This window comes from Bartonella sp. MR100HLJHH, assembly GCF_042194215.1.
In the GTDB taxonomy this organism is placed as follows: Bacteria; Pseudomonadota; Alphaproteobacteria; order Rhizobiales; family Rhizobiaceae; genus Bartonella; species Bartonella grahamii.
Genome location: NZ_JBHIMR010000002.1, coordinates 19,598 through 33,910 on the forward strand (window position 1 = coordinate 19,598; position 14,313 = coordinate 33,910).

The 14,313-nt window shown below is 40.0% G+C and carries 6 protein-coding genes; 2 read left to right on the forward strand and 4 right to left on the reverse strand.

All coding sequences use genetic code 11. From position 1 onward, the window contains the following. Nucleotide 1 precedes the first annotated feature (1 nt). Complete coding sequence (locus ACFIJ7_RS01330) at nt 2-2,011, forward strand: MacB family efflux pump subunit (protein WP_375635487.1); 2,010 nt, start codon at nt 2-4, stop codon at nt 2,009-2,011. Between the two features lie 967 nt (nt 2,012-2,978). After that, nucleotides 2,979-7,931, forward strand: a complete 4,953-nt coding sequence (locus tag ACFIJ7_RS01335) for a DEAD/DEAH box helicase (RefSeq protein ID WP_375644434.1) — start codon at nt 2,979-2,981, stop codon at nt 7,929-7,931. Nucleotides 7,932-9,235: 1,304 nt separating this feature from the next. Here ACFIJ7_RS01335 and ACFIJ7_RS01340 read toward each other — a convergent pair. The 4 genes from ACFIJ7_RS01340 to acs all read right to left on the reverse strand — a co-directional run bounded on the left by ACFIJ7_RS01340 (nt 9,236) and on the right by acs (nt 14,019). Continuing rightward, complete coding sequence (locus ACFIJ7_RS01340; protein WP_375644435.1) at nt 9,236-9,925, reverse strand: YdcF family protein; 690 nt, start codon at nt 9,923-9,925, stop codon at nt 9,236-9,238. Beyond that, on the reverse strand, nt 9,912-10,865 hold the full coding sequence (locus ACFIJ7_RS01345) for an ABC transporter permease (protein ID WP_273787645.1): 954 nt from the start codon (nt 10,863-10,865) through the stop codon (nt 9,912-9,914). The genes ACFIJ7_RS01340 and ACFIJ7_RS01345 overlap by 14 nt, the downstream gene beginning before the upstream one ends. Continuing rightward, nucleotides 10,858-11,517 (reverse strand): cell division ATP-binding protein FtsE, encoded by a 660-nt coding sequence (gene ftsE / locus ACFIJ7_RS01350; RefSeq protein WP_273723097.1) that lies wholly within the window; start codon nt 11,515-11,517, stop codon nt 10,858-10,860. The genes ACFIJ7_RS01345 and ftsE overlap by 8 nt, the downstream gene beginning before the upstream one ends. A gap of 558 nt (nt 11,518-12,075) precedes the next feature. After that, nucleotides 12,076-14,019 (reverse strand): acetate--CoA ligase, encoded by a 1,944-nt coding sequence (gene acs / locus ACFIJ7_RS01355; RefSeq protein WP_375635489.1) that lies wholly within the window; start codon nt 14,017-14,019, stop codon nt 12,076-12,078. Nucleotides 14,020-14,313: the final 294 nt, after the last annotated feature.

Consider the following 14,313-nt stretch of genomic DNA (forward strand, 5'->3'; position numbering starts at 1 on the left):
CATGAACACAAACCAAGCAGATGCTGTCCTTGTGTTGGAAAATATTGTACGTAAATTTCCAGCGGGCGAAACATTTGTTACTGTTTTGAAGGACATCAATCTTACCATTAAGCGCGGTGAAATGGTAGCGATTGTGGGAGCTTCTGGTTCAGGAAAATCCACATTGATGAATATTTTAGGTTGTCTTGATCGGGCAACTTCTGGTCGTTATTGGATTGCAGGGAAAGAAACAGCTTCTCTTTCAGCTGATGAATTATCGGCTTTGCGGCGCAATCATTTTGGTTTTATTTTCCAGCGCTATCATTTGTTGAATGAATTGACAGCTCTTGGGAATGTTGAAATTCCGGCTATTTATGCAGGATGTGCTGTGGAAGCAAGGAAAAAGCGTGCACAAGATCTTTTAACGCGCTTGGGCATGGGCGATCGGGTGAATCATCGTCCAAATCAACTCTCAGGTGGTCAGCAACAACGGGTGTCTATTGCTCGAGCGTTGATGAATAATGCGGAGGTTATTCTTGCCGATGAGCCAACTGGTGCACTAGATAAACAGAGTGGACAGGAAGTGTTGCGTATTTTGGATGAGCTTCATCAAGAAGGTCGTACTATTATCATTGTAACCCACGATATGCAGGTGGCCAAAAGAGCAGAGCGTATTATCGAAATCAGTGATGGAGAAATTATTGCTGACAGTATGACAAAGGTTGCAAAGAAAAGAGCAGCGGGGGCAAAAATAAAAACGGATAGTCAATCTTTTTATGAAAAACAGAAACTAAAAGTTAAACAACAGCTTGGCTCTTTTCGGTCTTTTGTTGAGCGGTTTCGTGAGGCATTTATTATGGCTTTGTTGGCAATGAATGCACATCGAATGCGAACTTTTTTAACAATGCTTGGGGTGATTATCGGTATTGGGGCGATTATTGCTATGGTGGCTTTGGGAAATGGTACACGAGAGAAAATTTTGGAAAATTTTAAAAGCTTGGGTGCTAATACATTAACAATTTTACCTGGCAAAAGTTTTTCTGATCCACAAGCAGAGAAAATAACAACTCTTGTTGAAGCTGATGCAGAAGCCTTGTCTGGGTTACCTTATGTTTCTGGTGTAACGCCTCAGATTTCAACAAGTTCGAAAGTGCGTTTTGGTGCAGTTGAAGTCAATGCTGTCATTGTGGGGGTGGGAGAACAATTCTTTCAGACACAGGGGCTTAAAGTTTTCAAAGGACAGTTTTTTGATCAAAAAAGTGTGCATGATCGGGCGGTTGATCTCGTGATTGAGAAAGAAGCATTGTCTGTTCTTTTTCCCCATAGCCATGAAAGTCCCCTTGGCAAAGTGGTGCTTGTGGGTAATGTTCCAGCGCGCATTATTGGTGTTGTTGATTCGCAAAATAACGCAAATGGAAATACATCAAATACATTACAGCTTTATTTGCCCTATACAACAGTGCAAACGCGTTTTCTTGGCACAACAGAAGTTCGTGCGATTACCGTTAGGATTGCTGATGATGTCGATTCACATTTAGCGGAAAACATGGTGAAACGTTTTCTCATTATGCGGCATGGTGGAGAAGATTTTTTCATTAGAAATTCAGAATTCTTTCGTGAACGTATCATGGAAAGTACACATATCTTAACACTTTTAATTTCTTCAATTGCAGCTATTTCCCTGATTGTAGGTGGTATTGGGGTGATGAATATTATGCTGGTCACCGTTTCTGAGCGGATCAATGAAATTGGTGTGCGTATGGCAGTTGGTGCACGCCAAAGTGATATTTTGCAGCAGTTTCTCATTGAAGCGGTGTTGGTTTGTGTCATTGGTGGTGGTTTGGGGATCTTGCTTGGGCTTTCTATCGGTGGTTTATTTCTTCTGTTTAAGGCGCCTATCCACTTGGTTTATACGATTGATTCGATCATCTTATCCCTTACTTTTTCAACCCTCATTGGAATCTGTTTTGGTTTTTCTCCAGCGCGGCAAGCTTCACGGCTTGACCCTGTTGTCGCTCTTTCACGCGATTAAGCTTTATCAATTGTAGGGCATATTTGTTGTGATGTTTTCCACTTGGAAGAAGCGTTTATGAAGCGAAACATGGATGGGAAAAATTTAGCATTATTCGCTGTTCTATTTTAGAAAACGCTTTGTTCGTTAAATGGAGCGTGCTTTATATAACGTTAAAGGATGAAGTTTTACGGCACAACGTATCATGAATAAATTTCCCTTGTATTTTTATAGCTATACAAAATACAAGGCGCGATAACTTTAGGATTTTAACCTAAAAGTAAGAGGGGAAAGGGGAGTGTATATCTGTTAATAAACAAGATAAAAAAGAAGCAAGTTTAAACGAAAAGCAGCTTATATCCCAAAAATGAACGGATATACGAGGCGAGTTGGTCTTCTATAGTTTTTCTTTTCCTTTTGTTTATTCGTTACCCTGTTTTTTCTCACAAATTGTATGGCAAAGGGAGGGGCGTTGGTATTGGTAACGTTTGGTTTTAAGATTCTTTATGGCTTTATGCGACGGAGATATAGGTTTTTACGAAGCTCCAGTTTTGTAGGGAGAACGAGATGAATACACTTATGGGCTCATGTTGCTGGGAATGTTAATTGCTGTATTCATTATTATGTGTATTGGTATAGCTAGTTGTTAGTTTTACGTTATGCTTTTATTGCATTTAGCACCTCCTGAATATGAGCTTAAACTATTTTCAATAGATAAATATCAAAAAAAGCTCATCAAAATAATGAAGGAAATCTCTACATTCTTGTGCGTGATTACATGATATTTATCAGGGATGTGGGAAGAGCAGATTCTATTCTTTTGTTGATAAGTAAAACTTTATTCATTTGTTTTGTTTAGTACATATTCCATTATAAATATTGGTTCATTCAGTAAATCGAGTTATCTAAAGTCTTTTGGGGGAAATAATAGGCATTGACCAATTTGGCTAGACTCGATAATTGAAAGTATTTTTCATTGGGGGGAAGCATGACGCTGCAATCGCTTTTACAGACATATCGTGACGAAGCGCGTACCGAACGGGACAAAGGTACATATTTTGAGCGTTTTGCTCTTGCTTATCTGACACATGATCCTCTTCAGTTTGGGTGTTATGAAAAGGTTCAAACCTTTAAGGATTGGGCTCGTGAAAATGATTGGGATGGTCATGATACTGGTATCGATCTTGTGGCAAAGATTCGTAATGAAGAGGGTTTTGCAGCAATCCAATGTAAATTTTATGATGCAGCATATCGGATTAGAAAAGCAGATATTGATAGTTTTATTTCGGCATCAGGGAAAGCTCCATTTAAGCGGCGTGTTATTATAGATAGCACTGAAAGTGCTTGGAGTGATAACGCTGAAACAATGATACGGGGGCAGGATATTCCTGTTATACGAATTAATCTTTCCGATATACAACAAAGTCCGATCCGTTGGGAAACTTTTGCAGCCCAGGGTAAAGTTGTGTTGGAGGATAAAAAGAAAATCCGTCCACATCAGCAGGATGCATTGCGTGATGTGCGTGCTGGGCTTGCTCAAGCAGATCGGGGTAAGCTTATTATGGCTTGTGGTACTGGTAAGACATTTACCAGTCTTAAAATTGCTGAGGATTTAGCGGGTGAAGGCAAGTTTGTTCTGTTTCTTGTTCCTTCCTTGGCACTGATGTCACAGACGGTCCGTGAATGGACAACGGATGCAGAAATCGGATTGAGATCCTTTGCTGTCTGTTCAGATACACAAGTGGGAAAGCGTCGTAAAAATAGTGATGATGTTGCTGAAATTGATGTGTTTGATCTTGCTTTTCCGGCGACAACCGATGCTGCTAAACTTGCAGAACAGGCGGGTAAGAGTGTTGCAGATAGGATGACCGTTGTGTTTGCAACCTATCAATCCATTCAGGTGGTTGCGGATGCTCAGAAAAAGTATGGTTTGCCAACATTTGATCTTATCATTTGTGATGAAGCGCACCGTACAACAGGGGCAACGCTGGTTGGAGAGGATGAATCCAATTTTGTTAAGGTGCATTCTAATGATGTTATTCGTGCCAAGAAGCGCCTTTATATGACAGCGACACCACGCATTTTTGGTGATAACGCAAAAAGTCGCGCGAATGAAGCCAATGTTATTCTTGCTTCGATGGATGATGAAAAGCTTTTTGGTAAAACACTTTTTTATCGGGGGTTTTCTTGGGCAGTACAAAATGATCTTTTAACGGATTATAAGGTTATTGTCTTAGCAATGGATGAAAAATTGGTCAGTTCCGCTGTTCAGAAGCGTCTTAGTGATGACCAGTCTTCACTTGTTCTTGATGATGCAACGAAGATTATTGGTTGTTATAAGGCGCTGACAAAACAAGATCTGAAGGCTGATGTTGGTGCGGATCCACACCCCATGCGTCGTGCTTTGGCGTTTTGCAAGACTATTGAAAGTTCTAAACTGGTGTGTGATGAATTTTCTGCGGTTGTTAGAGAATATCTTGATTATACGAAAGAGGATACGGAAAATGAGCACTTTCTGAAGTGTGAAATTGAGCATGTTGATGGCACTTTCAATGCGAAGGATCGTGGTGCATTACTTGATTGGCTGAAAGCTGATAGTGGTGAGGATGTTTGTCGTATTTTGACCAATGCACGGTGTTTGTCTGAGGGGGTGGATGTTCCGGCTCTGGATGCGATCATGTTTTTAAATCCACGTAAGAGCCAGATTGATGTTGTGCAATCCGTTGGGCGGGTGATGCGTCGGTCTGAGGGCAAAAAGATGGGGTATGTCATTTTGCCAATTGGTATTCCCTCTGGGATTCCGGTGGAACAGGCTTTGAACAACAATGATAAATATCGGGTTGTTTGGCAAATTTTAAATGCTTTGCGTGCGCATGATGATCGTTTTGATGCGACGATTAATAAGGCATCGCTGAGCCAAGATATCAGCAATGTGATTGAGATTATTGGTGTCACACAGAGCACTGAGTTACAGGCTGTTACAGCTGTTGTAGACAATCTTCCACTACGCGTACAACCGGCACGAGCGGGAATTGGAACACCGGAATATGATTTAACTCGTACAGATCAGGTAAACAAGCAGTTTTCTTTCCCGGTGGATGAAATTTCTCGTGCGATTTTGGCAAAGATCGTCAAGAAATGTGGGACACGTGATTATTGGGAAGATTGGGCGAGCAACATTGCTGAAATTGCTAAGAATCATATCACGCGCTTAACAGGTATTCTGGCAGAGCCAAATACTGAGGCGCGCCAAGCCTTTGACAGGTTTGTGGCAGAACTGCGTGATGATTTAAATGATGCTGTTACAGAAGCTGATGCGATTGAGATGTTGGCACAGCATATTATCACGCGTCCTGTCTTTCAGGTGTTGTTTGAAGGGTATCAGTTCACACGTGAGAATCCTGTCTCGCGTGCTATGCAACGTATGCTTGATGTGCTTGATGAGGCAAACCTTGATAAGGAATCCAAAGATCTTGAGAAATTTTACGCAAGTGTAAAATTACGCGCCAGTGGAATTACGGATCCAAAAGCAAAACAGAGGTTGATTGTAGAGCTTTACGATAAGTTTTTTCGTTATGCTTTTCCACGTACTGTAGAAAAACTTGGCATTGTTTATACCCCCGTTGAGGTTGTGGATTTTATTTTGCACTCTGTCAATGATGTCTTAGAGCAAGAATTTGGGCAAACGCTTGGCTCATCGGGTGTGCACATCATGGATCCCTTTACTGGAACGGGAACTTTTATCACGCGGCTTTTACAATCGGGTCTGATAAAGCCAGAGGAGATGAAACACAAATTTTGTCATGAAATTCATGCCAATGAGATTGTGCTTTTAGCCTATTATATTGCAGCCATTAATATTGAGACGACCTATCATGGTTTGATGGGGGGAGATTATGTTCCCTTTGAGGGAATTTGTTTAACCGATACATTCCAGCTTTATGAGAAAGAAAAAGACCTGATCAGTGATTTGCTGGTGGATAACAGCACACGTCGATCACGTCAGAAGGAACTGGATATTCGTGTTATTGTTGGCAACCCTCCTTATTCTTCTGGGCAAAAAAGCGAAAACGATAATGCGAAAAATATTGGTTATCCTAAATTGGACCGTCGCATTCGTGAAACTTATGCTCCTCAATCCAAAGCGAGCAATGTTAATGGACTTTATGACAGTTATATTCGTGCCATTCGTTGGGCGAGTGATCGCATAAAAGACTGTGGTGTTATTGGTTTTGTGACAAATGCAAGTTTTATCAATAGTCATTCTACGGATGGTTTACGAAAATGTTTAGTCGAGGAATTTAGCAGCCTTTATATTTTCCATTTGCGGGGGAATCAACGAACTTCTGGAGAACTTTCTCGAAAAGAAGGGGGTAAAATTTTTGGCTCTGGATCTCGAGCTCCCATTGCTATCTCTATTCTCGTAAAAAATCCCGAATCTCAACAGCGTGGGAAAATATATTTCCACGATATTGGAGATTATCTCACGACAAAAGAGAAATTATCTAAACTTCAGCGGTTAGGTAGTGTTGGCGGTATCAAGCGTGAACAAGGCTGGCAGATGATTACGCCAGATGAGCATGGTGATTGGCTGGATCAGCGCAACAGTGATTTTGAAAAATTTTTAGCTTTAGGTGATAAGAAGGGCAGTGATAAAAAACTCTTTGAAAATTTTTCTGGTGGTGTACAAACTAGTCGTGATGCTTGGGCATATAATTCAAGCCGTGAAGCTTTAGCGAAGAATATGCGTAACACGATAACTTTTTATAACAATGAAGTGGAACGTTTTAGTAATGCTTATGCGCATTCTGACCGCAAAGTGCGTGCAAATGCTGTGAATGATTTCGTAAATTTAGATGCAAGGAAAATCAGCTGGAGTAGTAGCCTTAAAGAAGAATTGGTAAGAGGAAAGTTTTCTGAATTTAAAAGTGATTACGTAGTTCAAAGTCTTTATCGTCCTTTTACACAGCAATGGCTTTATTATAATCGTGTTTTTAACCATAGAGTTTTTCAAATGCTACGTATATTTCCTTTAGAAAAATCGTTTGGAAACAGGGTCATACAAGTTACGGGAATTGGAGCAAGCAATGGCTTTTCTGTTTTGATGAGTAGGGTTTTGCCTAGCTATGATGCAATGGAGAAAAGCCAATGTTTTCCACGGTATATTTATGAGGATGCTGAGTCCTTAGGAGATAAAGAGAAGGATCAGGTTCATTTGTTTGCAAATTTTGCAGAGGAAAGCAAAGAAACTGGTTTGCAGCGGCGTGATGCTCTCACGGATGAAGGGTTGGTATATTTTAAGGCAGCATATCCTGGTGAAATGATAACAAAGGATGATTTGTTTTATTATGTTTATGGGATTTTGCATTCTGAGGATTATCGTGCACGTTATGCGCATAACTTGTCTAAACAATTGCCACGTATCCCAACAGTTAAAAAGGTAGAGGATTTTTGGGCTTTTGTAACAGCGGGGCGAAATCTTGGTGATTTGCATATGAATTATGAAGAGGTTGAGCCCTATCCTGTTACCTATAAACAGGGTGATCCAAGAACTTGGATGATTTCTGATGAGAAGAGTTTCTATCGTGTTGAAGCGATGAAATTTGCTGGTAAGCGTGGCGCTATTGATAAAAGCACAGTGATTTATAATGCGCATATCACGATGCAGAATATTCCTCTTGAAGCTTATGATTATGTAGTCAATGGCAGGTCTGCTCTTGAATGGGTTATGGAGCGCCAGATTGTCAAAACGGATAAAGCGAGTGGGATTGTGAATGATGCTAATCGCTATGCTGTTGAAACGGTGGGTAATCCGGCCTATCCTCTGGAATTGTTTCAGCGGGTTATTACGGTAAGCTTGGAAACAATGAAAATTGTGCGCAGTCTTCCAAAATTGGAAGTGAGAGAAACTGAAAATGTTCAGTTATCCATTGTGACGTAAAACAGCGCTGTGTCGTAACAAACTGGCACTATCATACACTTTGCCAGCTCGTGGGTATTGCGACAGTTTTTGGCACTTGAGACAAGTCCATAAGAGGCATGTCTTTTTTGTACAGTTTTACGCCACGCAAGCTCTCTTCCCTTGTGATGTGCAAGAAAATGGTTTTGATTGATTCAACAGAGAATAGATTTAAAATGAGAGAATCTGATGATATTGAGAGATCTCATTCAAGTTGTAGCGTATAAACTTTCCTTATAAATCAATATGTTGTATGTGATAAAACATCTTAGGTAGTAGACGGATAAAATGATGACGCATGCGCTTTAGCGACAGTGATGAATAGCTTTAAGCAGAGCTTGTTCGTTGAGCCTTATGTGAGTAAACCATATAAATGGGGAAGCTGAGAGGAACTTTCCCAGAGAAGTAGGATTGTTTACAAACCGTTGCTGATGGGAATCATCGTCCTTTGAGCGGGGGTGATTGGAAGTGAACAGGGAGAACGCATTAGACAAGAAGCTGGATTGTTATTGTTTACAGATCGCTAGAGTTTAAAAATTTTCGTTCTTTTTTGGGGAGGCAGCCAAACAAAAAGTGTTTTTAGTGGGAAATGATTTCAAAAAAGATTGCGATAAAAAGTGTGGGATGTTCGTGGTGGTGTGCGTTTTGAGCTTATTCCTATCTGTGATCTAAAATGCCCTTATGAAGATGCTTTGTTGAATGAAGAGATTATTACTAATATATTGGTTTATAATGATAGTTTAAGCTTCTCTCTGTTGAATGAGAAATCTAAGTATCATAAATTTTCTTATTTTAAATCTATTAAAATTACTTCTTTTCATGTCATACGAGGTTGGTATGCTCGTGTTAAAAAAAGGCGAAAGCATGTCTCTTACCAATCATCCCAAGTGGTGTAAGAGCTATCGTAATATTGGGGGCGGTAAAATATAGGATGGGGTTGGTTTGTCTTTTTTATGAAGCGTAAAGACGGTGGTATAAATAGATCTCTATAACAAGTCGGGAGATCTTATAGTTGGCTGGGGGCTCTATTTACAAGAGCTTATATATTGAGATGGCATGTACAGATCCCGTGCTGTGAGATATGTTTGGGATGTAAGAGATGTCTTTGGGTGAATGTGCAATACAGTGATACGTGTATTGGGGGTATTTTGCTTTGTATGAGGGTAGCTCTGTCGAGCTTTTATAGAGGCAACCTCGTGTGGAAGGCTATGGAAAGAACGGTATGAAGCGGTTCGTGGGTGGCAAGGTTTTTAAAAAAGTCAGAAGGATAAAGAGAAGGATAAAGATTAGAATGCGGTTCTGATATAAACTTGGAGCGTTTTAATATATTGGAATATGAGAATGCGGATTTGATTGATCTGTTGTATTGCGCTTTCAGCATCGCTCTTTTTAACAGGATAAGCAATGAAATGGATATCAGGCATTAAATACTTAAGTTCTCGCATTGAGCGCCACATATGGTAATCATGGGTGACGATATAAAGGGTTTTATAGTGGTGTTTTTTGATCCAAGCAGCACTTTCTTTAGCGTTCCCTCTGGTGTTAATCGCTTGATGCCCAATGTCAATACAACATGAGACAAGCTGTGGGGTAATATGCCTGTTATGCATGAAACCTTTCAGATTGGTTGTGGCGTTTACGCCACTGATAAGGAGTCGTGAACCAAGCCCCTTTTGTAAGAGATGGATTCCTGTCTCTATTCGGTTTTCTCCGCCTGTAAGCACAATGATGGCATCAGCTTTGGGGAGAGGCTTTGGGGGAGAAAGTCGTTCAGTTTTTTCAGAAAAAACAATAAAACCGCCCCAGAAAATGAAAACAATGATTGCAAGAGTAAGTGTTGTCGGTGGAAAATAGCGAAATAAAAAGCACACAGACCAACGATAGTGGGGTCGTTTTGGAAGAGGACGTTCTAAATTGTTTTGCCTCAACGAGTTGGAATGGTAGGAGTGGTAAGTCATAAAATTAAAATAAACCATTTTCACATTGATCGATTTTTTTCAATTGCGCTAAAATAGTCATGCGGTTTGTAAGAGTGGTAAGAAAAGAAACGAAAATAATAAGAAAAATGATTTTTCCGTAAGGAACGGAACTTATGGAAATATGTCCAAACAAAGCTGTTACTTGGCTAGCTTCCACTCTTCCCAAGTTATAATTCGTCCAGAGACAAAAGGCTAAAAACAGAAATATGCTTGTGAGACCACCATATAAAGCACCACGCAGTGCAGTTTTAAAAAAATGCCAGTCAAATTGGCGGGCAATGAAAATAGTTTCAGTACCAAGGAAATATAAGACATTGATAATATGCGCATTTTCTGCCAATGCATTGCGGGTGGTAAAAATGATGGTAAGAATAAGAGAGCCTAGAACCAATGCTAAAATTGAAAAACCAATAAAAACAGTGGTGTGTGCCATGGTTGCAAAACGATGGACCCAAACACGGTGATCATCAAATTGACCTCCTGGAATTTGGGTTTTAATGGCGTGATTAATGGCTGCAAAATTGATTTTTTCATCCTCTTTCAGGGTCACAATGATAAGGCGGGGAAGGGGTAGTTCATTGACATTAAAGCCTGTTCCAAGCCATGGTTCCAGTAATTTTTCGGTAGCTTTTTGGTCAACAATTTTTGCATCTTGTACACCAGAAAATGTTTTAACCAATTGTACGGCATCACGGAGTGCTTTGTTGATATCAACATTGTCTATGGGGCGTATTTGTATTGTTGCTTCATAGCTAATCTGATTACTCCAATTTTGGGCGGCGCGTTGGACTAAATCAACACCGATTAAGGTGAGGCTTGAAAGAAACGTCATAATAGCAATCACGGCAACCAATGCTTTTCCAGAAATATTACCACTGGGAATAATCGCTGTTGTATTTTTTTTATTGCTTGTAAAAATGGGGAAAGACTTATTCATGAATCGTCATCCGTCCGTTATGGAGAAGCATACGTCGTGCTGCAACTTGTTCCATTAAGGCAATATCATGGGTAGCAATGATAACAGCTGTTCCAAAACGATTTAATTCAATAAACAAACGCAGTAGGCGTTTTGCCAAGGGCGGATCGACATTTCCGGTAGGTTCATCAGCAAGTAGAATTTCAGGTTGATCAATGAGCGCGCGTGCAATGGCTACCCTTTGTTTTTCTCCGCCAGAAAGAACTGGTGGTAAAACATGAATATGATCTCCAAGACCTACCCAACAGAGAAGATCTTCCACTTCACTGCGATAGGTTGCCTCTTCTTGTCCTTTAATGCGTAAAGGTAAGGAGACATTTTCATAAGTGGTCATGTGGTCGAGTAAACGAAAATCTTGAAAAACAACACCGATACGTTGTCGCAGCGCAGGGAGCTCTTGTCGTTTGAGTAACGCTGTGTCTGTTCCAAATAAATCAATATGACCGCGGGTGGGTTTGAGTGCCAAAAACATAAGACGCATCAACGACGTCTTCCCTGCTCCAGAGGCGCCAGTGAGAAATTGAAATGATCCAGGAGGAATATGAAAGCTAATATCACGAAGGACCTCAGGTCCCATTCCATAGCGTAGACCGACATTTTCAAAATGAATCACTTTTTATTATTACTCCTGATTTTATATTGCATCATTTATTCTAAGAACTCTTACTTTCATTACTTTAGATTTTTGTTGTAAGCTTGGTTATTTTAGATTTCATGGTTTTCAATATTTTTTATACACCCTCGTTATAGATAAATATTTTTGCTCAAAAATATTATCACTTATACTTTCTCTTTTTAGCTTTATTTATGATTTTAGCAGGAATTTCAAAGTGATTCTAGCATAAACATCAGAACTATTTTTCCTTCTTTCTCAGAGGCTTTTTTGCATTGAGTGGGTACTGGGTGATTTTAAAAAGCTATGTTGCTCTTTTTATCTCACTTTCTTATTCCTATTCGCATTTATATTCCAATCTTAGCATCTTCCAACCGTGAAGTTTTTTCTTCTATTGTTTCTTATTTGTTATGAAGAAAGGCGTTTGTTGTTAGAGTTGTTGAGCTTCCCATGAATTGTTTTGTTTTTTTATTCTCATGGGTGGTTTTCGTAACAATGCTAGGATAATTTTAGCAGAAAAACAAAAACCACCGTATGTTGTGTTTCTTCGTGGTTTCTTTAATTTTGTCGGTTGGCAATAAGATCTTCAACAACTTGTGGTTCGGCAAGAGTTGAGATATCTCCGAGAGTATCAAAATCGTTTTCGGCGATTTTTCGTAAAATACGTCTCATAATTTTTCCTGATCGCGTTTTGGGAAGCTGTGGGGAAAATTGAATTTTATCCAATATGGCAATGGAGCCTATTTCCTTTCTCACATGTTTAATAAGCTCTTCTTGTAACTCTTCATTTGGAGCCGTCCCTTCCATTAAGGTGATAAAACTATAAATTCCTTGTCCTTTAATGGGATGCGGGTAACCCACAATGGCTGCTTCTGATACAGCGGGATGAGAAACGAGGGCTGATTCAATTTCAGCAGTTCCTAACCTGTGCCCCGAGACATTGAGAATGTCATCAACCCGCCCTGTAATCCAGTAATAGCCGTCACTATCACGCCTACAACCATCGCCTGTAAAATATCTTCCTTTATAGGAGGAAAAATAAGTTTGAATAAAGCGCTCATGATCTTTATAAAGCGTGCGCATTTGTCCTGGCCATGAATCACTGATACAAAGATTGCCTTCTGCTTCACCTTCTAAAATATTGCCTTGAGCATCAACAATTTGGGGTTGAACACCAAAAAAAGGACGTGTGGCTGATCCTGCTTTGAGGGGGGTTGCACCAGGCAAGGGCGTGATCATATGCCCTCCTGTTTCTGTTTGCCACCATGTATCGAGAATCGGACAACGGTCATTTCCAACTGTATGATAAAACCATTCCCATGCTTCTGGGTTAATCGGTTCTCCTACCGTGCCTAAAAGACGCAACGATGTCCTGTTTGAGTGTTCAACAAACGAATTTCCTGCTCCCATTAAGGTGCGGATAGCTGTTGGTGCGGTATAGAGTGTATTGACTTGATGCTTGTCGACAATTTCCCAAAATCTTCCTTTATCAGGAAAGGTTGGTGTGCCTTCAAACATTAAAGTGGTCGCACCATTGCATAAAGGTCCATAAACCAAGTAAGAATGACCGGTAATCCAACCAATATCAGCTGTACACCAGTAAATTTCATCAGGGTGATAATCAAAAACGTATTGATGTGTCATTGCGGCATAAACGAGATAGCCCGCTGTAGTATGCAAAACACCTTTGGGTTTGCCGGTGGAGCCTGAAGTATAAAGAATAAAAAGCGGATCTTCAGCGTTCATTGGTTCTGGTGGGCAGTCTGTTTTGGCATGAGCTATCTCTTCGTGGTACCAAAAATCACGTCCCTCTATCCATTGAATGGGTCCACAAGTCCGCCGTATAACCATGACTTGGTCCACATGCACGTTTTGGCGCGCTGCTATCTCAATAGCATGATCAACATTGTCTTTTAAGTTGATTCGTTTGCTGCCACGCAAGCCTTGATCAGCTGTAATAATGAAGGTTGATTCGCAGTCAACAAGGCGTCCTACTATTGCCTCAGCAGAAAAGCCAGCAAAGATAACCGAATGAACAGCACCAATGCGGGCGCAGGCGAGCATAGCATAGGCTGCTTCGGGAATCATGGGAAGATAAATGGTTACTTTATCGCCTTTCTTAATGCCACGACTTTTCAAAAGATTGGCAAAACGACAAACATGTTCATAAAGCTCGTTATAGGTTATTTTTTTATCATGATAAGGATTATCTCCTTCCCAAATAAGCGCGATTTTTTCTCCATGGGTTTTCAGGTGGCGATCAATGCAGTTATAGGCAACATTTGTTATTCCATCTTCGTACCATTTTATTGATACATCTCCATTAAAGGAAGTGTTTTTTACTTTTGTATAAGGTTTAAACCATTCAATGCATTTTCCATGTTTTGCCCAGAAGCTTTCTGGATCATTGACGCTTTCTTGATACCATTGTTGATAGGTCTCCTCATTGATAAGCGCATTTTTTTTGATTTCTTCTGATATTGGATAAATTTTTTCAGTCATGTGTCCCTCTTTTAATTTATTGTTTGGAAAAATTTGCCTCTATACTTTCGTATGTTTATATTTTTGGCAGAGTTTTCCAAAAGCTTTTCATTGCGAGGTTAGACTAAATGACAAAGATTAGAATAGTCAATTTTTAAAATCATCTGTGTTTGTCTTTACGTTTATATTTTAAGAGAGCTTTTTTATGCTGTTTTAGGGGGTAACGTGTGACAAAGTATATCGTCATAAAGAGCTGTAAATTGTATAGAAATACAAAAAGATCGTATTGTTGTAGAGAGAGCTCTTTATGTGCCG